Source organism: Microcoleus sp. CZ3-B2 (assembly GCF_036705055.1).
Classification (GTDB): Bacteria; Cyanobacteriota; Cyanobacteriia; order Cyanobacteriales; family Microcoleaceae; genus Microcoleus.
Genome location: NZ_JAUBTN010000046.1, coordinates 12,792 through 39,134, shown reverse-complemented (window position 1 = coordinate 39,134; position 26,343 = coordinate 12,792). Strand labels below are relative to the sequence as shown.

General features: G+C 47.3%; 19 protein-coding genes and 1 pseudogene. 11 read left to right on the top strand and 9 right to left on the bottom strand.

All coding sequences use genetic code 11. The features are described from left to right. Positions 1–107 precede the first annotated feature (107 nt). Both murI and QUA97_RS19470 read right to left on the bottom strand, forming a co-directional pair. Complete coding sequence (gene murI / locus QUA97_RS19475) at positions 108–971, bottom strand: glutamate racemase (RefSeq protein ID WP_194066512.1); 864 nt, start codon at positions 969–971, stop codon at positions 108–110. A gap of 301 nt (positions 972–1,272) precedes the next feature. Continuing rightward, on the bottom strand, positions 1,273–3,060 hold the full coding sequence (locus tag QUA97_RS19470) for an N-acetylmuramoyl-L-alanine amidase (protein ID WP_333195600.1): 1,788 nt from the start codon (positions 3,058–3,060) through the stop codon (positions 1,273–1,275). A gap of 815 nt (positions 3,061–3,875) precedes the next feature. Between QUA97_RS19470 and QUA97_RS19465 the strand changes: the two genes are divergently transcribed. Then, a complete protein-coding gene (locus tag QUA97_RS19465; protein WP_194066514.1) occupies positions 3,876–4,211 on the top strand; it encodes a hypothetical protein in 336 nt (111 codons plus the stop codon). Positions 4,212–4,357: 146 nt separating this feature from the next. Here the strand turns inward: QUA97_RS19465 and QUA97_RS19460 are convergent. Continuing rightward, positions 4,358–5,560, bottom strand: a pseudogene (locus QUA97_RS19460) (RNA-guided endonuclease InsQ/TnpB family protein). 205 nt (positions 5,561–5,765) lie between these two features. Beyond that, positions 5,766–6,788: an alpha/beta fold hydrolase gene (locus QUA97_RS19455; RefSeq protein ID WP_194066515.1), complete on the bottom strand. Its 1,023-nt coding sequence runs from the start codon at positions 6,786–6,788 to the stop codon at positions 5,766–5,768. Between the two features lie 418 nt (positions 6,789–7,206). On the opposite strand from QUA97_RS19455, the gene infC reads away from it, so the two are divergent. The 3 genes from infC (at position 7,207) to QUA97_RS19440 (ending at position 11,904) form a co-directional block, all read left to right on the top strand. Next, the gene (infC, locus tag QUA97_RS19450) at positions 7,207–7,743 is read left to right on the top strand and encodes a translation initiation factor IF-3 (protein ID WP_194008541.1); all 537 of its coding nucleotides are present in this window, start codon (positions 7,207–7,209) and stop codon (positions 7,741–7,743) included. A 405-nt stretch (positions 7,744–8,148) separates the two neighbouring features. Beyond that, positions 8,149–11,202, top strand: a complete 3,054-nt coding sequence (locus QUA97_RS19445) for a HEAT repeat domain-containing protein (protein ID WP_194066516.1) — start codon at positions 8,149–8,151, stop codon at positions 11,200–11,202. Positions 11,203–11,430: 228 nt separating this feature from the next. Continuing rightward, complete coding sequence (locus QUA97_RS19440) at positions 11,431–11,904, top strand: Crp/Fnr family transcriptional regulator (protein WP_194066517.1); 474 nt, start codon at positions 11,431–11,433, stop codon at positions 11,902–11,904. A 437-nt stretch (positions 11,905–12,341) separates the two neighbouring features. On the opposite strand, the gene QUA97_RS19435 is transcribed toward QUA97_RS19440, so the two are convergent. Next, on the bottom strand, positions 12,342–12,674 hold the full coding sequence (locus QUA97_RS19435) for a DUF4870 domain-containing protein (protein ID WP_194008546.1): 333 nt from the start codon (positions 12,672–12,674) through the stop codon (positions 12,342–12,344). Positions 12,675–12,777: 103 nt separating this feature from the next. Between QUA97_RS19435 and prfC the strand changes: the two genes are divergently transcribed. Next, on the top strand, positions 12,778–14,406 hold the full coding sequence (gene prfC, locus QUA97_RS19430; RefSeq protein WP_194070025.1) for a peptide chain release factor 3: 1,629 nt from the start codon (positions 12,778–12,780) through the stop codon (positions 14,404–14,406). A 375-nt stretch (positions 14,407–14,781) separates the two neighbouring features. Here prfC and QUA97_RS19425 read toward each other — a convergent pair whose 3' ends face one another. Further along, positions 14,782–15,702: an alpha/beta hydrolase gene (locus tag QUA97_RS19425; RefSeq protein ID WP_194070023.1), complete on the bottom strand. Its 921-nt coding sequence runs from the start codon at positions 15,700–15,702 to the stop codon at positions 14,782–14,784. A gap of 171 nt (positions 15,703–15,873) precedes the next feature. On the opposite strand from QUA97_RS19425, the gene QUA97_RS19420 reads away from it, so the two are divergent. The 3 genes from QUA97_RS19420 to QUA97_RS19410 all read left to right on the top strand — a co-directional run bounded on the left by QUA97_RS19420 (position 15,874) and on the right by QUA97_RS19410 (position 17,811). Beyond that, entirely contained in the window at positions 15,874–16,326 is a 453-nt protein-coding gene (locus tag QUA97_RS19420; RefSeq protein WP_194070030.1) for an NUDIX domain-containing protein, read from the top strand. Positions 16,327–16,373: 47 nt separating this feature from the next. After that, entirely contained in the window at positions 16,374–17,288 is a 915-nt protein-coding gene (locus tag QUA97_RS19415) for an NAD(P)H-dependent glycerol-3-phosphate dehydrogenase (protein ID WP_194070029.1), read from the top strand. Between the two features lie 100 nt (positions 17,289–17,388). Further along, complete coding sequence (locus tag QUA97_RS19410; protein WP_194070021.1) at positions 17,389–17,811, top strand: EamA family transporter; 423 nt, start codon at positions 17,389–17,391, stop codon at positions 17,809–17,811. 142 nt (positions 17,812–17,953) lie between these two features. Here QUA97_RS19410 and QUA97_RS19405 read toward each other — a convergent pair whose 3' ends face one another. Both QUA97_RS19405 and QUA97_RS19400 read right to left on the bottom strand, forming a co-directional pair. Continuing rightward, entirely contained in the window at positions 17,954–18,259 is a 306-nt protein-coding gene (locus QUA97_RS19405) for a small RNA NsiR4-regulated ssr1528 family protein (protein ID WP_333195599.1), read from the bottom strand. Positions 18,260–18,720: 461 nt separating this feature from the next. Continuing rightward, positions 18,721–19,710, bottom strand: a complete 990-nt coding sequence (locus QUA97_RS19400; RefSeq protein ID WP_194070017.1) for a threo-3-hydroxy-L-aspartate ammonia-lyase — start codon at positions 19,708–19,710, stop codon at positions 18,721–18,723. A gap of 193 nt (positions 19,711–19,903) precedes the next feature. Here QUA97_RS19400 and QUA97_RS19395 point away from each other — a divergent pair, with 193 nt between their 5' ends. From QUA97_RS19395 to phnE, 3 genes are all read left to right on the top strand, one after another. Next, the gene (locus QUA97_RS19395) at positions 19,904–20,899 is read left to right on the top strand and encodes a phosphate/phosphite/phosphonate ABC transporter substrate-binding protein (RefSeq protein ID WP_194070015.1); all 996 of its coding nucleotides are present in this window, start codon (positions 19,904–19,906) and stop codon (positions 20,897–20,899) included. 432 nt (positions 20,900–21,331) lie between these two features. After that, positions 21,332–22,072, top strand: a complete 741-nt coding sequence (locus QUA97_RS19390; RefSeq protein ID WP_333195598.1) for a phosphonate ABC transporter ATP-binding protein — start codon at positions 21,332–21,334, stop codon at positions 22,070–22,072. A 78-nt stretch (positions 22,073–22,150) separates the two neighbouring features. Further along, positions 22,151–22,945 carry a phosphonate ABC transporter, permease protein PhnE gene (gene phnE / locus QUA97_RS19385; RefSeq protein ID WP_333195597.1) on the top strand — a complete coding sequence of 265 codons (795 nt, stop codon included), beginning with the start codon at positions 22,151–22,153 and terminating at the stop codon, positions 22,943–22,945. A 116-nt stretch (positions 22,946–23,061) separates the two neighbouring features. On the opposite strand, the gene QUA97_RS19380 is transcribed toward phnE, so the two are convergent. Beyond that, positions 23,062–26,343: beta strand repeat-containing protein (locus QUA97_RS19380; RefSeq protein WP_442922542.1), on the bottom strand; the 3,282-nt coding region annotated here is incomplete at its 5' end.

The window sequence follows — 26,343 nt, the reverse complement described above, 5'->3', positions numbered from 1 at the left end:
ATGTTCCCAGCAAAAACTCAACCCCCCAAATCCCTAGGGTTTTGGAGGGTAAGATTTGAGATTGAAGATTTCGGGGATTGTGTCGCGCGATCGAGCAATTTTCCAGCTTATTCGACAGATTCCACAGATACGGGCGATGGCTTACGCCCCGCTTCGCTACGAACAACAGTCGGCAGAGATATCTTTTCAACCGCAGGAGTACAGCCGAGCCACTGCACCGACAAATCCGCAAACTGCTCAGGAAGCCCGCTCACGCAAAAACGAGTCGGCAGCGCAGTACCAGAATTCCGCAGCCCCAAAACCTCCAACTCTCTAGCAGCAGCAGCCACAACCCGCACCGCAGGATCGATTAAATTCACCCCAACAGGCAAAAGCGATCGCACCACAGGAGCCAACAGCGGATAATGAGTGCAGCCGTAAATCAGCGTATCGATGCGCTGCTGAATCAAAGGAGCCAAATATTCCCGAGCCACCTCATAAGTATAAGGATCGTGAATCCGGTTTTGCTCCACCAGCGGCACAAAAGCCGGACAGCTAACCTGCCATACCCGACAATCCGCATCCATTTCCAAAATCGCATTTCGATAAGCATTGCTAGCAGCCGTAGCCGGAGTTGAGATCACCCCGATCCGCTTGCCTTGCTGCACCGCAGCCTGCGCCCCCGGCAGAATTACTCCCAGCACCGGAATATCAAACTCAGCCTGCACCATTTCCATCGCCAAAGCAGAACTGGTGTTGCAGGCCATAATCACCATTTTCACATCCTGCTCCACCAGCCAGGCCATAATTTCCCGGACAAAATGCACAATTTCCGAAGCTGCGCGAGTCCCGTAAGGAAGCCTCGCCGTATCTCCAAAATAAAGTATAGATTCGTTGGGCAATTGTTCGTATAACTGCGTCAAAACAGTCAAACCGCCCACACCGCTGTCAAAAATACCGATTCTTTTTTGTCCAGAGTTGTCTGTTGTCATTTGTTAATAGTTAGTTGTCTGTTGGCAGTAGTCAGTTGGTAGTTGGCAGTTGGTAGTTGGCAGTTGGTAGTTGGCAGTTGGCAGTTGGTAGTTGGTAGTTGGTACTTGGCAGTTGGTAGTTGGTAGTAGTTAGTTAACAGTCAACAGTTAACAGTTAACAGCTAACAGTCAACAGCTAACAATTCCCTAATGACTAATGACTAATGACTAATGACTACTGACTACTGACTAATGACTAATGACCAATGACTAATGACTAATGACTACTGACTACTGACTACTGACTACTGACTACTGACCATTATCTTTGTTGAAGATAAACTAAAATGCCGCGAGCGATCGAAGCCGCCATTTGACTGCGATAAGCCGGGTCAGAAAGTCTAGCAGCATCCTCAGCACCCGTGACAAAACCGACTTCCACTAAAACAGAAGGCATAGAACTCTTCCTCAAAACATAAAATCTTGCCTGTCGCACCCGGCGGTCAGTCGCCCCCGTCCCGTCCAAAATACTGGCGTGAATCACCCGGGCTAAATCTTTCCCGCTATCAAAATAATAAGTCTCAATCCCGCTAATATCCGGCCGGCTCATATTAATCGCATTAGCGTGAATGCTGACAAACAAAGTAGCATTCACCCGTTCCGCCAAAGAAACTCTCGGTTCCAAGTCGATTTCGCTGTCGTCAGTCCGAGTCATCACCGCCTGCACGCCCTGCTGTTCCAGCAGCCTAGCCACCTGATAGGAGATATCTAAAACAATCTCCTTTTCCTGAATGCCCTGAATGCCGACTGCACCTGGATCGCGCCCCCCGTGCCCCGCATCGATCGCCACCACGACGCGGCGGTTGGATTGGGGCAAATCCCCCGATCCGATCGTCCTTCTCGGCAGCGGCTGCGGATTGGGATCGCTAGTCAAAGGCGGCGGGGCGCTAGCATTGGACGATCGCAACTGCAAAGACAGCAACTGCTGGCCAGGTCTCGTCACCCGGCCTACCTCTACCCCCGATCGCGGCTGCACCCAAATCAGCACAGTCTCCGCGTCTTCCTGACTGGCAGTAAACGATACAGGGCTGTTGGCACCAAGCTGAGGAATTTGCCCCGCCAGGAAACTAGAAGAAATTCTCAGCCAGTAAGCTCTCGACGACTGGTCCCACCCGCTGGTATAGGAGACTTGGCGGTCAGTTCTCACCACCAGTTGCGTGCCGTTATCGGCTAAATTAATCGACAGAACTCTAGCTAAAGTTGCTCGCTCTGGTCTCCCAACAGCTACAGGTTCTGAGCGCGTCAGCCTTGACGAACTCGTGTCCCCTGGCGACAGCACAACGGAGCCAGAATTGCTCACAGATGCCCGCCACTGAGTATTAGAACCCTTCATCCGCAAAGTCACGCGGGTAACGGGCGGGTCTGTTGGCAGTTGCCGGACTTCAACCCTCTCGACACCGAGCTTGCCGTTAGTTTGAGGCTGTTGGCCGCCCGCGCCCGGAGCTAAAGTAGCTCCTTCAATATCCAGGGTAGCGATGTCTCCGGCGCGACTTTGTTCAAAATTAATTTGGGGCCGGCCGCCGGCAGTGCGGACTAAAAAACCGTCTGCTGTCAGTTGAACGTTCTGAACTACGGTTTCTTCTGCAGACTGGGGCTCGCCTGCTGAAGGTTCAACCGATAACCTTTCTCCCCCGGGTTCGGAAATGGGATTTTGACTTTGGCCGCGCGTCGGTGCGGGTAAATCCACTGTCCACTCGCTGGCAGAAATCCCCCGGAATTTTACTTGTTGGGGGTCTAGAGTAAACCCGTCTTTGAGTTCGACTACAATTCTGGTTGTGTCGTTGTCAAACTGTCCTACCCGCACCGATTCGATCGCCCCTGAGAGCTGTTTGTTGACTGAGGGACGGCCTAGACTCGTTCCCGGCAAATCGATTACCAAGCGCGTCGGGTTGAAAATCAGTTGAGCCTTGGGTTGCACTCCCCCCTCTGTTCTAATGTAGAGCCGGTTCTCTGAAGCATCAAATCGCCAAGATTGCAGTCGGGCTGCTTCGGCGGCTCCGGCGAGCAAAAATACACTTAAAAAACTCGGTAGTAGCCAGTGGAATTTCACGACAGTTTTTTCCTCGTTTGCGTTACTACTAAAAGCTGGAAGGGTGCTGTTTGCCCGATCGGCTTTCAGCAGGCGGGCCGCCAGCCGACCAGGGATGTCCGGGCCGTCAGTTGTTGGCCAAATTGACTTTTTTAGGCGTTAATAGGCAGCCCAATGCCCAATTCTGGCATTTTTTTACTTTCCAGCAGACTTGGGGGCGATCGGTTATAAGCTGACTGACAAATTGTTGGCACAAGGGAAGGTATTTATAGCAGAAGGAATAATTAACAAGACCCAAGGAATAATTAAGAAAACCCAGGCTTTCAGTAATTTCAAACGTCCTCACCGTCTGGCGCTGTTGCTATATTTTTATCAACAATCAACCAGGTTTTTCCTGAACTTATCACAAGTTAGAATGGAGATTTTTACGGTTTTTCTTAGGAGCGATTTCTTCGGTCTTTCCTATGGGCACAGTTCGTTAAAGCCAGGGTAGTAATCCCTTTCACAGTTGCGTTTTGTTCTAACTTTTAATCAAGCACTCTGACTAATTAACAACCTACCTCGGGAACAATCAGGATTTCCCAGATTTAAGTTACTTTTGAATACATGAAGATGTTAGTTTCATGCAAAGGAGCATATCCTTTTGCGAAAGTTTTTCCCCTGACTGTTTGACAGTTAAATACAACTACATGGCGGCACCGATATCTGGTTTTTCTTGATTTTTTATAGTAAGGGATTTTGGGTGCTGCTGGAAATTTAGTTTGGCGATCGCCCGCGCCATACCCGGTGACATTATGATAGCTAATCCATGCTTTTTGTAGTAACCGGAGAGTGTTTTGTGTCACCAGGGCGGGCAATGCTTTGTCACCGATACTCTTCGATCGCGGACGATCGACCGTCAGAGCATTGATTGGTTGACGGGGGAAAAAGTTTTGACGGTAGATATAGTTATCGCAGTTGTGATTTTTGGACTGGAAAAACTGTCGGTCGGCTTCTGGATAAAACCTGTGATTTGGTTTGATGACCTGCCTTTCGACGAACTGCATAACTTGTATATAATACTACCAGTTAGAGAAGATACACGATCGCGACGATTGTGTCAATGCCTGAGTTTCCCAAAAGGCGATCGTCAACAAAACAGTCTGGGACGCATCAGTACCTTCAAACCTTAGTTTTAGCCCTAGACGCAGCAGTGATGAGAAACCTGGTTTGACAGGCAAAAATACTGCATCTAGACCTTTAATCCCGATAAAAACCCGGTTTCTGTGATGTTGATGCTTGACATCCTCCCCGACCTAAAGGACGGGGATTCCCAGAATCACTTCTGAGGATTCCTCTTTCCACGACTCGGCTTACTTGGAGGAATTTCTTCACCCAAGCTCTTGTCGATGTCTCCAGAGGCGTTTAACGTTCCCGTGTGCCCCACGGTACGAAGTGCAAGTTCAAGTATGTTTCGAGCTGCATTCCAGTCTCGGTCTAAAACCAACCCGCAATGATGACATTTATGAGTTCTTGTGCTCAACGACTTCTTAACAACTTCCCCACAGTTGGAACAATTCTGGCTGCTGTAGTGGGGAGGGACGGCAACCGTTACCACTCCAAACACCTTGCCGAAATACTCCAACCAGTTTCCGAAAGCCGACCAAGCTGCGTCACTAATAGATTTAGACAGCTTCCGGTTCTTAACCATGTTCCGCACCATCAAGTCGACCTAGGCAACCAAGTCGTTAGACTGGATGACGCATCTTGCCAACTTCACGGCAAAATCTTTACGCTGCCTACTTACCTTGAGGTGCTTTGTGCTCAACCGGTTTTGACTCTTGGCTCTATTTTTCGAGCCTTGTTGAGTTCGAGAAAGTCTTCGACCAAGGCGCTTGAGAGCTTTCTCAGACTTTCTGAGGTGGCGGGGATTTTCAATCGCCTGCCCGTCAGAATCGGTGTAGAAGTGAGTCAACCCCACATCCAATCCGACTGTTTTGCCTGTTGGTTCTCTTTTCTCAACTCTCTCAACATCAAGGCAAAACTGAACGTAGTACCCATCGGCACGACGCACAACCCGAACTCTCTTAATCTGCTTCAACTGATAGAAATGCAAATCACGGGTTCCCCACATCTTAAAACTTCCGACTTTGAAACCATCGGTGAAAGTGATAGTTCGTCTATCTTCCGACAGGTTCCAGCCACAGGTTTTGTATTCTACAGAACCGTGTGTTTGATGTTTTTTAAAGCGTGGGAAACCTTTCTTCGCTGCTTTCTTCTTGCAGTTATCGTAGAATCGAGCGATGGAACTCCAAGCCCTTTCAGCAGAAGCTTGACGAGCCATAGAGTTGAGCTTGTTTGCCCAAGGAAACTCATGAGCGAGAACTTTGCAATAAGCACTCAGATCGTATCGCCCAATTCCCTTGTTGTCCATCCAGTATTTGATGCAAGAATTGCGGATAAAACGAGCGGTACGAATAGCTTCATCAAGCCTTTCATACTGTTGCTTTTCTCCCTCAAGTTTTGCCTCAAATACCAGCATTTTACGTCGTATGTAGTATAAATAACTCTAGCATGAATACAGGATTAAGAAAAGCCGTCCTAAAGGAGCGGGGCTTTAGACCCAGTTTTTTGGTAAAGTCATTTCACCGGGTGCGATCGACTTGTGACAAGCTGATTCTCGATCCAGGGTATCGATACCTGCAAATAATGTTGGTTAATTAGCAACGCACCGCCCCCTATCTAAATTAACTGTGTTGCAAAGATCGATCGCCACGGGCGACAAAATTCCGGCCCATCCAATCCAAAATTGCTTGATTTACTTGTTCCGGGCATTCATCCTGGGGACAGTGGCCGGCATTATCTAATTCAACTAGCTCTACACAACTCGGATTGCATTCGACAAATTGGTGGGGTTTGGCGAAGCGAGGCGGAATCATCCGGTCTTGTTTGCCCCAAATTAACAGCATCGGGATTGTTAAATTTCGCAACACAGTCTTGACACCAGGGCCGCATTTTGCACTACCTACAGCTTTAAATAAAGCACAGAAGGCGCGGGCGGCTCCCCGATCGCCCGCAGGCCCTGCTAGAATTTCAACTAATTCGTCGCTAACAGCTCCGGGGTTGGCGTAGGCAAAGGCAACCCAGCGACGGACGATGGCGGGCTTGCGGGCGATCGAAAACAAAGGCCTGAGTAAGATCGGAGAAACAAATAAATTTTCTATAGATTCGATCGCCGGTAACAGCCATCCCGGCACCGCCTCGGCTCGCACAGATGGGTCTGGGAGGCTGATCGCCACCGTGCCGGCCACCATGTCCGGGTGAGCGGCCGCCGCGGCCAGACAAATCAGCGAGCCGATCGAATTTCCTGCCAATATGACCGGCTCTCTGATAAAAGTCAGCCAAAAATCGTAAACTTGATCGACCCACAAAGACACGTCGTAGTCGATGGGAGCTTTTTGGGAAGCGCCAAAACCCAACAAATCTAAGGCGTAAACCGTGTGATTTTCGGCTAGTGGAGCGAGATTTTGCCGCCAGTGACCGATCGAAGCTCCAAACCCGTGCAGTAAAATAATCGGTGTTCTCGATGTGGTGGAGGCGATGGGTTCGGCAGCAGAGTCTTGAAATTCGATCGCCCGTGGATTTCGCCCCAAAGCCGGCCGCAAATAAGTGTATCGAGTTTGCCAACCCCGCCACACCCAGTCTCGTTGAGTGCCCACCCGTTGGTGCCAGTGTAGAGAATTTGTCAATTTTGCCTCAGCTCGCAACATAAATTTACACTTGGTTATACCTATTGTACAAGGCAAATCAGGGGAATTGGGGACTGGCAACACCCGTTACGGCGAGGTCAAAAAAGCCGTTTTACCTCATCCTTAAGGATTTACCGGGCATTTTTTACGGTTTGGTGCTCAATCTGGTATGGGAACGGACAATATAGTATGAAGTTAAAATAAAACTACGCAGAAACTCAGCGAGAGTGAGTAGAATAGCAAGTATTGTAAGAATTCATTTACGATTCGGTTCAAGTATGCCCTAACGATGAAGCTGAAGGCATACAGGGCGCGGTAGTACGTCCGGTAAGGGTAACAGCTTGCCAAATAGCTCGATCGGAAAAAGTGAAATATTGACCGGTCAAGCCTGTAACTATCAAGAAACTTCGCTATTAAACTACTGCTTGTAAAAACATTCATGCCTGTGATTGAAAGAAGACAAAATCGCAACCTACCCCAGATCAACGAAAACATTCGATACCCCACAATCCGGGTGATCGATACCGACGGCGGCCAACTAGGGATATTGACACCCGCAGAAGCGCTCCGTCTGGCAGAAGAAAAAGAACTCGACCTGGTACTTGTCAGCGACAAAGCTGACCCGCCCGTATGCCGGGTAATGGACTACGGGAAGTACAAGTTCGAGCAGGAAAAGAAAGCGCGAGAAGCCAAGCGGAAGCAGCACACTGCCGATGTCAAGGAAGTGAAGATGCGCTACAAAATTGAAGAACACGACTACCAAGTGCGCCTCAAGCTAGCAGACCGCTTTATCAAATCTGGAGATAAAGTAAAAGCCACGATCATGTTCAGAGGTCGGGAAATCCAACACAGCAACCTAGCAGAGGACTTGCTCAAGCGCATGGCCACAGATTTGCAGGAAATCGCCGAAGTGCAGCAAGCCCCGAAAAAGGAAGGGCGCAGTATGATGATGCTGCTGTCTCCCAAAAAACAGTAATAGGGCGATCGGTCATCAGTAGACCTATCCCATTGTTGAGCAGGCATCGAGCCTGCTCTTTACAGGCTTCGCTCTCGTGTCCGGTCGATTTACAAACAGAAGATTGGTTCGCGCGTGCGGACACTGACTGACGCAACCCAATAGCGGACACTGACTGACGCACGCGCGAACCGTTTTTGTGACGCAAATCGATCGGACAGGATCTGAGAGCAAAAGTCCAGTCATCAGTCAAGAGTCAAAGACTGGTGACGGTGGATTAATCGCCCCGCCCCAAAACCGATAGAAGTTTGCCACAGGAGTCGCGGACGCGCCAAAACAAAAATTTTAGACTCCTGTACTCGCTCTCACATTCACCGAGCCGCAAGTAAATCTAAAATCTAAAATCGAAATATTAACGCACCAGAAATGGAAAATTTTCAAATCAGCGCGATCGCCAGAGCAAGACAGGGAGTGCTGCGATCGCTCAACTTGCGATCGGAAGAATTAGAGCGAACCTTACTGATGTTCCTCGTCTACACTCTAACCTCCGTCGGGCTGATCTGGCTGGAACTGAGCACGGTAGGTTTGTTCTTAGACGAATTCGGTGCAGACAAATTGCCCTGGATTTACATAGCCAGCGCCTTTATCGGTTCGAGTCTGGGCTTTGTCTACTCGTGGATGCAAAAAATCCTGCCGCTGAGGCGCACCGTCGTAGTGGTTCTGGGAATGATGTCGGTACCGCTATTTTTGTTTCGATTCGGCATCGGCTACGAAAATACTAAGATAGCTGGCATCAGCATCGCTTTTATTACTATTTTTTTGATGTGGCTGTGGGTGGAAGCTTGCTATGTCCTCAACGACCTCAATACTTCTATCACTTCCAATCAACTTTTTAACATTCGAGAAATCAAGCGCACCTATCCGTTAGTCAGCAGCGGCTATCTAGTAGCTGGAGTAGTCAGCGGATTTTCTCTGCCACTCTTGCTGTACGTAGTCAAACTCAAAAACGTGACGCTGATATCCGGGTTGATGGTGGCGACAGGCTCGGTGCTGCTGTACTACCTCACGGAAAAATACAGTCAAGCATTCCCAGAAACCGCTCGCTGGACAGATGACGACGACGAAGACGACCAACAAGAATTTGCCGCCCGCAAAGTTACAGGCCCGCTGCAAAAATACGCCATACCTCTAGTCAGTTTCTTCGTCCTGGCAGAAGTCCTCTACGTTTTGGTAGATTTCCAATTCTACAGCCAGCTAGAATACAAAAACCCGGGGGATGGAGCGAGCGGAGCAAGCTGGATCGCTAGCTTCCTGGGCATTTACGAAGGTATACAAGGTCTGTTTCAAGTGGTGACTCAGTGGTTTGCTTCCAGTCGCTTGGTAGAACGAATCGGTGTATTCGTGACGGCGATGATTTTACCTGCGGGTATCGCTATTCTTGGGGTGCTGACTTTAGGAGCATCTCTGGGCCAGCTAGTACCTGTGTTTATCGGGCTGATATTGCTGAGATTTTTAGACGAACTGCTGCACTACACGCTGTTGGAAACTGTGAGTCCGGTTTTATTTCAACCGATTCCTGACAATATTCGATCGGGCATTCAAACCTTGGTCAACGGTGTGGGCGAGCCTTTGTCCTGCGGAGCTACAGGAGTAGTTATCCTGGGGATGCTGTGGGTGACAGACAAGATACTCCCCCACGAAACCGAAAGCGCATTTCACGACCAGCAAAGCTTGGTATTCATCGGTACGATCGTAGTTTTGGCGCTGGTGTGGCTATTTGTGGTGTGGCTGATCCGCTCTCAATACGTAGGGCTGTTGGTCAAAAGTGCCGAACGCGGGCGCTTGGGCGTGACAGACGTTGACCTCAAAGCTCTCAAGCGCGCAGTGGTGGAAACTCTAGAACAGCCGGGGGGCGAAGATGAAAAGCGCTCTTGTATAGAATTGCTGACGCAAATTGACCCCAAAAATGTCGGAGAAGTTCTCGCACCTATTCTGGATTCGCTTTCGCCACTTTTGCAGCGCCAGAGCTTGGAAACTATGCTGCAACACCCGAACCCCGCATATTTAGAATTTGTCCGCGCACTCTCGCAACAACCATTGCCGCCGGAGGTGCTGGCTTTGGCTTTGCGTTACATCTGGCTGACGGAGGCTGAACCGAATATTGACAGTTTGCGGCCTTATTTGCAGCAGAATGTCGATCCGGTGGTGCGGGGTACGGCGGCTGCTTTAATTATGAGAAGGGGCGATCGCCAGCAAAAAGCAGAGGCTACTAACACGCTGCGCCAAATGCTGACGCACAAGCTGGAACGAGAACGGGTGATGGGGACGCGGGCTCTGGGAGAGGCTGATTATTTGCAAGGACTGCGGCTGTACATCCCCAATCTTTTGCAAGATGAATCTCTGCGAGTTCGCTGCGCTCTGTTAGACGTGATTTCGTCTACTCATTCGGAAGAATATTATCCTTCGCTGCTGCGAGGACTAGGTTACAAATCGACTAGGGAAGCGGCTTTGCAGGCTATAGTCAAACTTCACAACGATGCGATTCCTTTGCTGGTGTATTTGGCTGAGGATATCCACAAGCCGGATTTGGTCAGGTTGCAAGCTTGGACGGCTTTGGGTCAAATTGGGACTGTTGAGGCGATCGACATTTTGGTCAGCAATTTGATGACGGCTTGGGGAACTACGAGGCGCAACATCCTCCGCATCCTGTTAAAAATGCCTTCGGAAGCGGGGATAGAAGGGGTTCTAGACCGCATCGGCCGCAGCGGCTTGGAAACTCTCATCGAACAGGAGTTGATGTTTATCGGTCAAATTTATGCGGGTCTGGTAGATTTGTCTGGGGTAACGACCTATGACAATTTTTCCGATCGAGATCCTAACAGCGCCGGGGTACCTGCGAACGATACGGCTCAATTGTTGCAGCGGGCTCTGGCGGGGTTGGAAGCTGATGCTAAGGATCGGTGTTTTTTGTTGATGAAGTTTCTTTATCCGCTGGACACGGTACAAGCTGCTGCTTTCAACATCGCTTCGGGCCAACCTTCTCTGGTGGCTAGGGGATTGGAAATTCTTGACAATACTGTGGATATAGTTAGGAAGCGATCGCTGATCAATTTGTTGGATCAGCACTCGGAAAGAGAAAAGTTGACAAATCTCTCTGAATTGATGGTTTACAAACCTCTAACTCCTAGCGATCGTTTGCGCCGCTTGCTAGAATTGCGCCACTTCCTTTCGGATTGGGCCTTGGCTTGCTGCTTTCATTTGGCGAAGGAGGCGCGCTGGAGTCTTACGGCTCAACAAACTCTCGTGTGTCTGCAACACCCGACGGGTTTTGTTCGCGAAGCAGTGTTAGCCTATTTGAAAATAGCTTCGCCGCGAGCTTTGCTCGAATTGTTACCGAGGCTGCAAAATGACCCCGATCGTTTGGTATTCGCTCAAGTTGAAGAGATGATGGCAGAGTTAGGTGTTGGGGGGAAAAGGTAACATTAGTTAGTTGTTAGTTGTTAGTTGTTAGTTGTTAGTTGTCAGTTGTCAGTTGTCAGTTGTTAGTTGTTAGTTGTTAGTTGTTAGTTGTTAGTTGTTAGTTGTTAGTTGTCAGTTGTTAGTTGTCAGTTGTCATTTGTCAGCCAACAGCCAACAGTCAACAGCCAACAGTTAACAGTTTTTATTCCCTGAGCCTGTTTAAGTTGAAATCAATCACTGCATCGCATTATGCTAACTAGCGTCGAACGCCTATTGTTTGTCAGGGAAGTTCCGATCTTTAAGGAACTGCGAGATGATTTTCTTGTGCGTCTAGCATCGGTAATGGATGAACTTTCGTTCCCTTCCAAGCACAGGATTTTTACAGAAGGACAGGAAGGTCGATCGCTCTATATTTTGGTATCGGGAACGGTGCGGGTGCATATAGGCGATCGCGATTTGGCACAGTTGAAGGCGGGGGCTTGTTTCGGGGAAATGTCGCTGTTTGATGCGGAACCTCGATCGGCTTCTATTTCTACTCTGGAACAATCGGAGTGTTTGATGCTGACTCAAATGCAGCTTTATGATGCGATCGATGAAACGCCGGGAATTGCTGTTAATATTATTCGCTTGCTGTCGCGCCGGATTCGCGAATTGAATCTAAAGTTGAATGCTAAAGAGGTGATTTTGTCGCCAGAGACTACTAGAGTTGCTGAAATGCGATAAAGTTTGGGAATCAGTCAGTAGTTAGTTGTCAGTAGTTAGTTGTTAGTTGTTAGTTGTCAGTTGTCAGTTGTCAGTTGTCAGTTTTCATTGGGGATTGGGCGGAGCGAAGCGGAGGGATTGGGCGAGCGCGAAGCGGAGGGATTGGAAATTGGGCACAATTTATGTTTTGTAAAGCACCATGAAAGGATGAGGGCTGGTTTGGATTATATACTGATTTGTATCATAAGTTGTTGGCTAAACCCGCCCGTACAAATCTTCCTTATTCCTTATTCATTCTTCCTTATTTCTTATTCATTCTTCCTTATTCATTCTTCCTTATTCCTTATTCATTCTTCCTTATTCCTTGTCCCTTATTCATTCTTCTAGCAAACAATTAAAAACCCGGTTTGTGAAAAAAACCGGGTTATTTAAATCGATGGTGAAGCGCGATTTGCTGTCTAAACTATGCGGAAAATAAAAGGATAGCGGTAAGGTTGGTTGGGATTTTGCAAAATGTGGAGGATGGCCATGATTGTTAGTCCCCAGTGAATTGCGAAACCTATCAAGCCTGCTAAGCCAAGTGTCACAAAAGATAGTGGAACCAAAATCAGACCATACAACCATACATTCAGGTGAAAATTGATCGATTCTGTGGCGTTTTCTTTGACAACGGGGTCATCTGATACTAACAATACTGCGATCGGCGCTCCGATCGAGAACAGTAACGTGCTGAAAAAAATTGCCCCGTGACACACGAGTGATAGCAGCTTGCGCTTGTCGGAGTCGTACATATTACTTGTATTTCCTTGACTTTACTGATAATTTTACCTTCTATAGCAACTCTAGCACAGGCTATAATGGCGATCGGGTGATGATTCCCCTACTTAATTTGTGATGACAACAGAACTCGAAACTGAACTGCTAACTGCTGTGGAGCGCCGGCGCAACTTTGCCATTATCTCGCACCCTGATGCGGGTAAAACTACTTTGACAGAAAAGCTGCTGCTTTACGGAGGTGCAATTCACGAAGCAGGTTCTGTGAAAGCGCGGCGGGCCCAGCGACACGCTACTTCTGACTGGATGGCTATGGAACAGCAGCGGGGAATTTCGATTACTTCTACTGTTTTGCAGTTTGAGTATAAAAATTATCACATTAATCTGCTCGATACTCCGGGACACCAAGATTTTAGCGAAGATACTTATCGAACTCTGGCGGCGGCTGACAATGCGGTGATGCTTGAGGATGCTGCTAAGGGTTTGGAACCGCAAACTCGCAAGTTATTTGAAGTTTGTAAGTTGCGACGTTTGCCTATTTTTACTTTCTTTAATAAGCTCGATCGCCCTAGCAGAGATCCTTTGGATTTGTTGGACGAAATTGAGAAGGAATTGGGCTTACAGACTTATCCGGTAAATTGGCCGATCGGTACGGGCGATCGCTTTAAGGGTGTTTTTGACCGCAGAGGGCGCAAAATTCACTTGTTCGAGCGCAGTCAACACGGTTCTCGCGCGGCAGTTGATACCGTCATTGAATTGGGCGATCCGCGCATTGAGGATTTGTTGGAACAAGACCTTTACTATCAGCTTAAAGAAGAGTTGGAACTGCTGGATGAGTTGGGAACTGAACTGGATTTAGATTTGGTTCGGGCTGGGAAAATGACTCCGGTTTTCTTTGGCAGCGCGATGAGCAATTTTGGGGTAGAACTGTTTTTGGATGCGTTTTTAGATTACGCGATGAAGCCGATCGCCCGCAACAGCAGCGTCGGGGAACTTCCGCCAACTTACGAAGATTTTACGGGGTTTGTGTTTAAATTGCAAGCAAATATGGATCCGAGACACCGCGATCGCGTAGCGTTTATTCGGGTTTGTACGGGCAAGTTTGAAAAGGACATGAACGTGACTCACGCTCGCACTGGTAAAACTGTGCGTTTGTCAAGACCTCAAAAGTTATTTGCTCAGGATCGGGAGTCGATCGAGGTTGCGTATCCCGGCGATGTGATTGGTTTGAACAATCCGGGGGTTTTTGCGATCGGCGATACTATTTACACCGGACAAAAACTGGAATATGAAGGAATTCCCTGTTTTTCACCGGAACTTTTTGCTGTTTTGAGAAATCCCAATCCTTCTAAATTTAAGCAGTTCCGCAAAGGCGTTTCCGAGTTGCAGGAAGAGGGCGCAGTACAAATTATGTATTCGGCTGACGAGTCGAAACGCGAACCAATTTTGGCAGCAGTAGGACAGTTGCAATTTGAGGTGGTGCAGTTCAGAATGCAGTCGGAATACAATGTGGAAACGACGATCGAGATGTTGCCTTACAGTGTAGCCCGTTGGGTTGACGGCGGTTGGGATGCGCTGGCTAAGGTTGGACGGCTGTTTAATACGGTGACGGTGAAAGATACTTGGGGAAGGCCGGTTTTACTGTTTAGAAATGATTGGAATTGCCGGCAGGTGGAAGGGGAGCATCCTGTTTTGAAGTTAAATGCGATCGCGCCTGTGGTTTCTGGTTTGGCTGTTAGCGCGGAGTGAGCGTTATACCAATTTCATAAAATAGCGCTAGATCTTACCCCCCAACCTCCCGCGACTTCGGGGGGGCTAAGACTTTGATCTGGCAACTTACAGGAGAGAAAACTGTAGGAGGAGCTTAAGTTACAATACCGTTTACTTAAGTTATAAGTTGTAGGGTGCGTCGCTCGTTTAATCTGGCGTTGCGGGGCGAAAGTTGTTCTTGGTGGCGCACCCGACGTTCACTTAAGTCAACGGTATTGTACTATAGCCAATTTGGGCGATCGGGTAAACTGGAAATTACGGCTAACAGCAGGTTAATCGTACCTACCAATCCAGTTAAAAACAATGCAAACCAGAGTCCAACTATAGCTTTTTTGAATGAAACAATTCACATTTCTAATTTTTCTGTGCGGCCAGTGATATCTTAAACTGTTTTCCCACATAACTCAATGAATCGGCTAAATGCTTGTGCCAATAATTCCAACCGACATCAGGGCCAACAATCCCGTGTCCGCCCGGAAATTTGTTAAACTCGTTAGCAACACCCAAACGGTTTAATTGTTCGTGAAACTGTTGCGTAGAAATTAGAAATTCCTTGTCTTCTTCCCCAGCATCCAAATAAGCGCGCAACCGCTGTTTATCTTTAACAGAAATTTTTTCAACTAAATATTTAGGACTGTTAGCCTTGCCGCTTTGATCGGTAAAATAACCGCTGTGGCTGAACAGAATATTAAAATTATTCAAGTAACGCAAACCCATATTAAAAGCTCCCCAACCCCCCGAAGATTGTCCTCCCATTGCCCAGAATTTGGGGTTTTCCTGCGTTCTGTAACGCGATTTGACGATTTGAACCAACTCCGAGCCGATCGCAGTTCCAACCTGACCATTGGGCCCGTCAAAATATTGCGGATCCCACAAAGGACTCGTACCCCGCTTGTCGTTTCCGTCAGGAGTAATGATAATTGACGGCGGCAATCTTTTGGTTTTATATAAATCGTGAAGTACAGAAGTAACAGCAGCTTTGTCTTGATAAGCGCGCGCGTCTCCGTGCCCGCCATGCAGCAAAAAAATCACTGGATAGCGCTGTTTGGAATTTTTTGCGTACCCAGGCGGTAAAATTAAGCCGTAGGTGCGCTCTGAATTCATAGCTGCACTTTTATATGTTTTGAGTTCAAAATCTAAGTTGGCATCTACTACTACTTTCGGAGGGTCTAACTGAGGTGCTCCCGCAATAAAAACGTACCAGTATCCAGTCGCACCTAGTATGAGGATTGCACCCGTACCGATACCTAAAACTTTTCCCAGCCACTTAGGCATAATGTTAGTTGACGATTGACGGTTGACGGTTATTTGTTATTTGTTACTTGTTATTGGTTACTTGTTATTTGTTATTTGTTACTTGTTACATATAAAATCATTAATACCCAATGCCCAATGTCCAATGCCCAATGCCCGATTCCCGATGCCCCATTCCCAATTCCCAACAAAATGAATTACCGAAATCCCGCTCCTACAGTTGATATTATCATTGAATTGACCGATCGCCCGCACCGACCAATAGTTTTGATAGAACGTCTCCACGTTCCCTACGGCTGGGCGATTCCCGGCGGCTTTGTCGATTACGGGGAATCGGTAGAAACGGCCGCCAAACGCGAAGCTTTAGAAGAAACGAGTTTGAATGTAGAATTGATCGAGCAATTCTACGTTTATTCTGACCCGAATCGCGACGCGCGCCAGCATACTATTAGTATTGTATTCTTGGCTGCGGCAACGGGTCAACCTCAAGCTGCCGACGATGCTAAAAATTTACAAATTTTTGAATCTTGGCAGATTCCTGCACAATTGTGTTTCGATCACGAGATAATTTTACAAGATTATTGGCGTTACCGTTATTACGGATTGCGGCCGCGTTTGCTCGGGGGGGACAGCAATAATGACTAATGACTAATGACTAATGACTAATGACTTCTTCCTTATCAATAAATTTTATGGTAAATTTGACAATATTAGGCGGGGGTGTATGGGGTTCAGCACTGGCAAATCTCGGAAGCAAAAAGGGCGATCGCGTTAATTTGTGGTCGCGTCGCACTTCTGTTAGTCTAGAATCAGTGATAACTGGCGCCGATGTTGTGATTTCAGCAGTTTCGATGAAAGGAGTTGGGGAAACAGTCGATCGCCTGCTTGCCTTAAACTTAAATCCGAGTACAATTATAGTTACTGTCACCAAAGGTTTAGACCCCGCCACGACGCGCACTCCGTCTCAAATTTGGCAAAATGCTTTTCCTAACAATCCCATAGTCGTACTTTCCGGGCCCAATCTTTCCGAAGAAATTCAGCAGGGATTACCGGCTGCAACGGTGGCGGCAAGTGTAGATTTAGCGGCGGCTAAGCAAGTACAAAATATTTACAGTTCGGATATTTTTCGGGTTTATGTCAATCAAGATCCCCTGGGGACTGAGTTAGGTGGAACGCTGAAGAATGTTTTTGCGATCGCCGCTGGTGTTTGCGATGGTTTACAATTAGGAACTAATGCTAAATCTGCTTTGCTGACTCGCGCTTTGCCGGAAATGATTCGGGTGGGAGTTCGTTTGGGAGCTCGCGCCGAAACTTTTTACGGTTTGTCTGGTTTGGGAGATTTACTAGCTACTTGCAATAGTTCTTTGTCGCGCAATTATCGGGTTGGCTTCGGATTGTCTCAAGGTAAGTCTTTAGAGAATATTTTGCACGAACTGCAGAGCACTGCTGAGGGTGTTAATACTACGAATGTTTTAATTGATTTGGCGGTGCGGCGCGAGATAGAAGTCCCCGTTTCCCGTCAAGTTTACCGCTTGCTGAACGGTGAAATCACTGCCGAACAAGCTGTTTTATCGCTGATGGAACGAGGTTTAAAACCGGAGATTTAAAAACCGTGCAGGCGGCGGCGTTCCAAAACTCATCAACTGCATTCGCTATCGAAAATAGAATGCAACAGGTAGCAAATAATCCAATTTAATTATTGAAACAATGGCTCAAATACCCAATTGGTTGATTTTTGCACTGACTTGTTCTTTATTATACGGTCTTTGGGGATTTTTTAGCAAATTAGCAACACAATCTATTGACTACAAAACAGCTTTTATTTATGAAGCAATCGGCGCTATTGTCACTACAGCCTTAATTATTTTCAGCAGTAAAAACTTGAGTTTTCAGGGAAATAGTGCAGGAATCGTATTTGCTTTATTAGTAGGTGTTTGCGGAACAGTAGCATCTTTACTATTTCTGAAAGCCATTGAAAGTGGCCCAGTTGTTAGCACCGTCAGCATTACATCTTTGTACCCAGTAGTTACAGTATTTTTATCATATTTCTTCCTGAAAGAAGCAATTACAATTCCACAAACGATCGCCCTCGTGCTAGCCATAATTGCAGTTATACTTTCATCTTATTGAAATATCTCTGCTAGATTAGATCAATTTCTGATTGAGGCAGAAACCGGGTTTTTGTGGTAAATCTGGCATTAATGCGTTGAATTATCGAAAAAACCCGGTTTCTTTGGTATCTTAAATCTCGCCGTTCTACATTCTCTAATTTTTACTTTCCGCCGTAATAAAACGCAACTTCTTTGTCTTTTAGCGGTGCAAAATCTGCTGCTATCAGCATTTGATCGAGTTCTGCTTGAGGCAGGTGTTTTACTCCAATGCGGACAATGCGCGATCGCATGGTGTTTGACACGCCACTGCGCTGTCTCCCGGCTTCTAATCCCATTACTTGCTCGTACAGGTCTAATTTTGCTTTCGGAATCGGAGTGCCGTCAAAGTCGATTCCTGAAGCGATCGCAACATCGATCGCATCTGCACCGATTGTAGATTGAGCCGCTGAGTTTGTTTCTGAAGACATTGTGGTGTGATATTAAAGTTTCCTGTGGGAGCATTTTATCAGAGAATTATTGACTTTGGTTAAATTTGTCAATACTAATATTTGATATTTTCCAAATCTGTCACACCAACCCGAAAGTCCGCCGGAGGTTTAAACCCGTCGCAAATCTAAAGTCCGCGCTCAATGGATTAAAGATAAATCGTGATTTTTATTTTCATGTAAGAGGAATTTTACTATTGCTATCTGATATCAAATCCTCTCTTTGTTGGAATAGTAAATTTACTGTTGACTGTTGACTGTTGGCTGTTGGCTGTTAACTGTTGACTGTTGACTGTTGACATCATGTATGAGTGTTACCGGAATTGATATGATGAAACGATATGAGCGGACTCAACTCCGCACTCGGAAACGTTTTTGTTGTGGAAATCAATTATAGATGGGTTGAAACCTATGACGAATTTTTAAGTGAAAAACTTGCAGGCTTAACTATCATAAAAAAGCTGACTAGCTTGCCGCAGATCTACATTTCCCCCGCTGACAATCGCGCCAACTTTCATGTTTTCAGTTGTCACAACTCCCGAAAGCAAAGCCGCCGCCGCTAAGGCTCCAGTCGGCTCGACAACTATCTTCATTCGCTCCCACATGAAAAACATTGCTTTGCGAATTTCCGCCTCCGAAACTGTTGCCATATCGTCCACATAATGCAGCACTAAAGGAAAAGTCAATTTCCCTAAAGATGGCGTGCGCGCGCCGTCAGCAATAGTATCGGGGTTGCTAACAGTTTGCAGGGTTTTTGTGCGGAACGATCGCGCTGCATCATCTGCTCGATCGGGTTCTACCCCGATCGCTTTACACTGGGGAGAGCAAGTTTTGGCTGCAATCGCGCATCCCGACAGCAAACCCCCGCCGCCGCAGCAAACCAAAAGCAAATCCAACTCTCCAACTTCTGCGATTAATTCCAGCGCCGCCGTACCTTGTCCTGCAATCACCCGCGCGTCATCATAGGGAGGAATAATTGTCAAGTTTCTTTCCCCGGCAATTTGGGCAGCGAGCTCTTCGCGGGAAACTTGAGTTCGATCGTACAAAATAATTTCGGCACCGTAGCCGCGAGTCGCTTCTTGCTTGACTTTGGGCGCATCTGCAGGCATCACCACAGTAGCAGGAATTGCGAGCAACCGTGCGGCAAGGGCGATCGCCTGCGCGTGATTTCCCGAAGAAAAAGTCACCACTCCCCGCAGTTTTTCGGCTTCAGATAGCTGCATCAAAGCATTGCAAGCACCGCGAAATTTAAACGAACCCGTCCGCTGAAAGTTTTCGCACTTGAAAAATACTTGAGAATTAGTTTGTTTGTTCAAAGTCTCCGAAGTCAGCACCGGAGTCTTGAAAGCTTTGCCATGCAAGCGCTTTGCCGCCGCTTCCACATCGGCAAAACAGACTGGAAAGGGATTTTTATCGGCAAGCTTGGGTGTCATATTTTGCTGCGTCGGGTGCTAGTGCGGTACTGTACCATACATTGAGTCAGAGTATTATCACTTTTAATGATAAGACATATCAGAAATATTTATCACTGAACTATTGCAACTAATTACCAAAAGAACTGTAAAATAAAATCAAAATTATTGCCATAAGTTATCAAATAGCAACAACTAAGTAGGAGAGTAATTAATGAATGTAAAGTTTAAAGCGTTAGCAAGCGTTAGCGCCGGATTGTTGCTGTTAGGGGGTTTGACGGCGAATGTAGTGGGAATGGGGCAAAAGGCGATCGCCCAAAAAACGCAGCAGGGCGATCCTCTTCGAGGGCTTCGCCAACGAGATTTAAGAGCACAAGCTCCGATAAATCGCATTAGAATCGTATTTGCCAACCGCAGAGATGCTACAGACTTGCAAAATAAAGCCAATCAAGTAGCGCAAATACTTTCCAAAGAAATCGGAATGCCCGTCGATGCAGTCATCGGCGACGAAACCGCCGCCGTAGAAGCATTGAGGGCCAACAGAGCCGACGTGGCATTTGTAGCAGGGCGCGCGGCATTAAAAGCAGAACAATTAGCCAAAGCGCGGATGTATTTAGCAGAAGTTCGCAGCGATTATTCCGGCGGAAACACCTACGATTCAGTGTTCGTAGTGCGCCAAGACAGTCCCCTGCGCCCGAAAGGTTCAGCAAAGCAAACCCTCGAACAATTGAAAGGCAAAAAAATGGCTTTCACCTCTCGAACTTCCGGTTCGGGATTCATTTTCCCAATCTCAGAATTAGTGGGTCAAGGATTAGTTTCAGGGCCGGATAGACTGGAGAGCTTTTTCGGAAATGTCACCTATGGTGACGGCTACAGCAGCGCTTTGCAATCTGTTTTAAGAGGTCAAGCAGATGTCGGAGTTGTCTCGGAATACGCTTTGCTACCGCCTTGGATTACAGCGGAAGAAGGCAAGAAATTGCGAGTTTTACAACAAGTTCCCGGAGTGCCAGCCCACGGAATTGTGATTGACGATCGCGTTCCTGCACCGATGCGCGAAAAACTGATTAATGCTTTCATGAAAATGAACGAACCAGCAAACAATCAATTGTTCCGCAGTTTGTACAACTCTCAGAAATTAGTAAAAGTCGATCATACGCGCCATTTAGGAACCTTGCGGCAAGCTTTGCAGCGCGCCAAACTCGAACCGTAAAATCAAGGTTCGTAGCGAGAGTAAAGGTTCGTAGTGAAGGCGACCGTCCGCAAAAAAAGAAGGACTGAAGTCCTCACTACGAACCGATTTTATTGTTACCCATCGAGGAGACAGTATAGCCTTTCTGTGCTCTCATATAGGCCATAGGGCAGAGGGCATACCTCACTAAGCTTGAGAAAGGCTATATATTAATGGCAAAGTCGATCGACAAATAGTTACCAAATTAACACGCCCAATTAAAAATTAATATAAATAGCTAAATTTTTTTCTTCCTTCTTCCTTCTTCCCGATCGCGTTGTACGGAAAGCTCGGAGGCGACAGCACTAATGACTAATAACTAATGACTAATGACTAATGACTAATGACTAATGACTTCTTCCTTCTTCCGTCGGACTTACATCCGTTACATAATCCGTTGCCGAAATTCTTCTTATGACTATAGAATGCAGCCAATTAAAAACAGCTTATTCAACCGCGCTAAACCGCCCGATTTTGAACGGAATTGATTGCCAAATTAAACAAGGCGAATTTGTAGCGCTTCTCGGCTTAAACGGTGCAGGAAAATCTACACTGTTGCGTTCATTTGTCGGGTTAGTCCCCGTCAAAACAGGAGAAATTCGGATTAACGATACAATCATAACTCCGCGCACTCTGAGACGAATTCGGCGCGATATCGGCTTAATTTTTCAAGGTGGCGGGTTAGTAAAACAGTCATCCGCGATCGATAATGTGCTTTGTGGTTGCTTGGGAAGCTTGAATACTTGGGAGACTTTGTGGGGTTTTCCGAAACAGCAGCGCGATCGAGCATTTGACTTACTAGCAGACTTCGGACTCCAAGACCTAGCATATCAAAAAACCGGACTGCTCAGCGGCGGACAACAGCAAAAAGTCGCCATCGCCCGCGCCTTAATCCAATCACCGCAGATTTTACTCGCCGACGAACCCACCAGCGGATTAGACGTAATCGCCGCCCAACAAGTAATGGAAATCCTCGCCCAACTGCACCAAAAACAAGGAATGACCGTAGTTGTAGTATTGCACGATTTAGGAATGGCCAGCACCTATGCCGATCGGGCGATCGTCCTCGATGCCGGTCAGATAGTTTATGATGGCAAATGCCATAACCTGTCCGACAAACTCAGCCAACTAACACCTCCCAAAGTAGAAGTCTAAACTCCTATCTTCTCCCCTCTTCCTTCGCGCCCTTCGCGTCTTCGCGGTTCGTTTAAAAAAAATTAAAAATCAACACAAATGACCGAAAAAAACTCATTTAATTTATCTAAAAATTACGGCTGGCTCAAAAATATCGGTATTGCAGCAGGCTTAATTGTACTTTACAGTTGGGCGCTGCGGGGATTAGAAATTGACGCAGCAACTTTGGCAAGCAGTTGGCCTTACATGACAGATTTTATCTCGCGCTTGTGGCCGCCAAATCTCGAAATAATTGACGTAGCAATTAAAGCTTTAATCGAAACAGTTCAAATGTCATTGTGGGGAACGACATTCGGAGCAATTTTGTCGATACCAATTGCGATTTGCAGCGCCCGCAACATAGCACCGAAATGGTTGCGCTGGTTGGCTAATTTATTGCAAAATGCCGTGCGTTCAGTGCCTTCAATTGTGCTGGGGTTGCTGTTTGTGGCCGCGACTGGTTTGGGCGCGCCGGCCGGTACTTTGGCGCTGGGAATTTATACGATCGGCTATCTTGCTAAATTTTATCAGGAGGCGATCGAATCTGTGGAAGCGCGATCGGTCGAATCGTTGGAAGTAGTCGGTGCATCTTGGCTGCAAGTAGCGCAATACGGAATTTTTCCGCAGGTATTGCCGCTAGCCCTCGGTTACACGCTGTGGATGTTTGAGTACAACATTCGGGCGGCTTCGGTGTTGGGAGTAGTGGGCGCTGGTGGCATTGGTTTTGAATTAGTCAATTATATCAGGTCTTTTGAGTACAATAAAGCAACAACAATGATGTTAGTGCTGTTAGTTGTAGTCACGGTGATAGATATTATTAGCAGCAAATGGCGGCAGCGGTTGGAAACAAAATAAAGACAGGTTGAGAAACAAAAGAAGGACGCAGCATTGCCGTGTCCTTCTTTTATTGGGACACAGCAATGCTGTGTCCCCGCGCATATCCCCGATATTCAGAACGGAATTCTTGCCCTTTAGAACAAGACCACTTCAGAATTACCGGAAACTCCAAAATCGACACTCACAGTAGCAAACAAACTGTTGCCACCAACTGTAGAACCGTTGCTATCGTAATACAGCTTAGTAGATGCAGACAAACTGTCGTAGATAGCCATGATCGACGGCCCGGTTAAAGTTGCTTCTAGCGCAGTTACAGAAACTGTGCTGCTGTAAGCGTAGAAACTCGAACCCAAAGGCCCGGCGACCGCTCCCAATCCGATAAAAGCAGACTGGTCAATGTTAATTACATCATCAACAATGCTGTAATCGGTAATGATATCCCCGCCACCAGCAGTAGTTCCGGCGAACACAAACACATCAGCACCAAGCCCGCCGCTGAGAACATTTGTTCCCGCACCGCCGGTTAAAGTATCATTCCCGTCGCCACCGAAGAGACTGTCATTACCAGCGCCACCGAAGAGACTGTCATTACCAGCGCCGCCGGAGATGCTGTCATCACCCGCGCCACCGTCGAAAATATCAGCACCAGAGCCACCGTTCAAAATATCGGAGAACTCAGTACCAGTGACGTTATTACCGCTCGCATCTCCAGTAAATAAAACAGGAGTGCTGAAATTGTAACCGCCAGCACCAGAACCGAAGTTGTTAAACGCAATTGGGAAAGTATTCCCAGCAGCAGTTAAATCAGCAACGCTACCCGACGAGCTAGGAGAAGTTGCAACCGGAGCACTGGTAATCGTCCCTGTAAACACAAAGTCCGCAGTTCCCAAATTGCCAGCAGCAGTACCCAAGTTCGCAATAATTGTCGAACCGCCCGTCACCGTACCGTTCGAGTCAAACACCAACACAGTTTCGTTCGACGCATTGCTGTAGGCGAAGAAACCAGCACTTGTAGAACTGCCCAAAGCAGACGCTTGTGCAGCTTCCACCGTTGCATAAGTTCCGCCGGTGAAAATCACCAACTCTTTGCCAGTAATGTCAGGAGTTGAACCCGTCACACCGTCAAAGTTAGTAGTAGTCAAATTGCCAAATTCGCTGGCTGCAAACTGGAATTTGTCAACCCCAAAGGTAAAGTCAGTAATGCTATCCGCGCCGTCGCCTGGAGCATTGTAAACAAAGATATCTGCACCGGAACCGCCAGTCAGAATATCCGCACCTCCACCACCAGTGATGATGTCAGCAAATTCAGTACCGGTGACGCTGTTAGCAGTCGCATCTCCAGTAAATAAAACAGGAGTGCTGAAGTTGTAACCGCCAGCACCAGAACCGAAGTTGTTAAACGCAATTGGGAAAGTGTTCCCAGCAGCAGTTAAATCGGCAACGCTACCTGAGTTGGTAGTAGTACCAGTCGGATTAGTACCAGTCCCAGAATTGCTAATCGTCCCAGTAAACAAAAAGTCCGCCGTGCCCAAACTTCCTGCTGCTGTACCCAAATTCGCAATTAAGGTAGAACCGTCGGCTGCGGTACCGTTCGAGTCAAAATACAACACAGTCTCGTTCGACGCATTCGTAAACGCGAAGAAACCAGCACTTGTAGAACTGCCCAAAGCAGACGCTTGTGCAGCTTCCAAAGAGGCATAACTGCCGCCGGTGAAAATCACCAATTCTTTGCCAGTAATGTCAGGAGTTGAACCCGTTACACCGTCAAAGTTAGTAGTAGTCAAATTGCCAAATTCGCTGGCTGCAAACTGGAATTTGTCAACCCCAAAGGTAAAGTCAGTAATGCTATCAGCACCTTCACCGGGAGCATTGTAAACAAAGATATCTGCGCCGGAACCGCCAGTCAGAATATCCGCACCTCCACCACCAGTGATGATGTCAGCAAATTCAGTACCGGTGACGCTGTTAGCAGTCGCATCTCCAGTAAATAAAACAGGAGTGCTGAAATTGTAACCGCCAGCACCAGAACCGAAGTTGTTAAAGGCTACGGGGAAAGTGTTCCCAGCAGCAGTTAAATCAGCAACGCTACCTGAGTTGGTAGTAGTACCGATAGGGGAATTGCTAATCGAACCAGTAAACAAAAAGTCTGCCGAGCCCAAACTTCCTGCTGCTGTACCCAAATTCGCAATTAAGGTAGAACCGTCGGCTGCGGTACCGTTCGAGTCAAAATACAACACAGTCTCGTTCGACGCATTCGTAAACGCGAAGAAACCAGCACTTGTAGAACTGCCCAAAGCAGACGCTTGTGCAGCTTCCAAAGAGGCATAACTGCCGCCGGTGAAAATCACCAATTCTTTGCCAGTAATGTCAGGAGTTGAACCCGTCACACCGTCAAAGTTAGTAGTAGTCAAATTGCCAAATTCGCTGGCTGCAAACTGGAATTTGTCAACCCCAAAGGTAAAGTCGGTAATTTTATCGCCACCTTCTTTAGTTGTCGCGTAAACAAACAGATCCGCACCGCTGCCGCCGCTTAAGACATCCAAACCGAGGCCGCCGGTGATGGTATCGTTGCCGTCGCCGCCCTTGATGGTATCGTTAAAATTGCTGCCGACAATGTTGTCGTCGCCTCCTAAACCATCGAAATTAACGGCGGCAGGATAAGTGCCGAAATTAACATTGTCAGCGCCGGCAGTACCGACAGGAACATTTAGCGATGGGCCGGTGAAGACAAAGTTATTTACTTGCAGGCTAAATGACAGCGAGAAACTGGTAACAATTTCAAAGCGCGCCCCAACAGCAAATACCAGCACGGAACGACCAGTATCGGCATCTGTAAACTGACAGAAAACAGGCGCGTCGGTGTTGCCGCCCAAAGCTGCAAACCGCGCTTGCAAAGTGGCGATGCTGGTAACGCTGATATCGGCACTAAAGTCGAGCAAGTTAGCGCTGCCGATCGACCCAACAGCAGAATTAGCAGTAATTTCCAGTCGAGTCAAGCTAGAAACACTGAGATTACCAAAAGCTGCCGTAGAAAGCTCTAAAACATCGTCATCGACATTAAAGTCAGTAATTAAGTCAGCTTCTACAACTGTTTGAATCTCTTGGCGGGAAGTCCGATAAATAAAGCGATCCTTTCCAGCACCCCCAATTAGAGTATTGGTTCCTAGGCCGCCGTCGAGCTCATCATCATCATCGCCGCCTTTAATTTTGTCGTTACCCAAGCCGCCTTTAATTTTGTTTTTGCCTTTACCGACTTCGATATCGTCATCGTCATCGCCACCGTCGATATCGCTATCACCATCGCCAGCTTTAATTTTGTCCTTGCCTTTGCCGCCGATGATTTTGTTTTTGCCTTTACCGACTTCGATATCGTCATCGTCATCGCCACCGTCGATATCGCTATCACCATCGCCAGC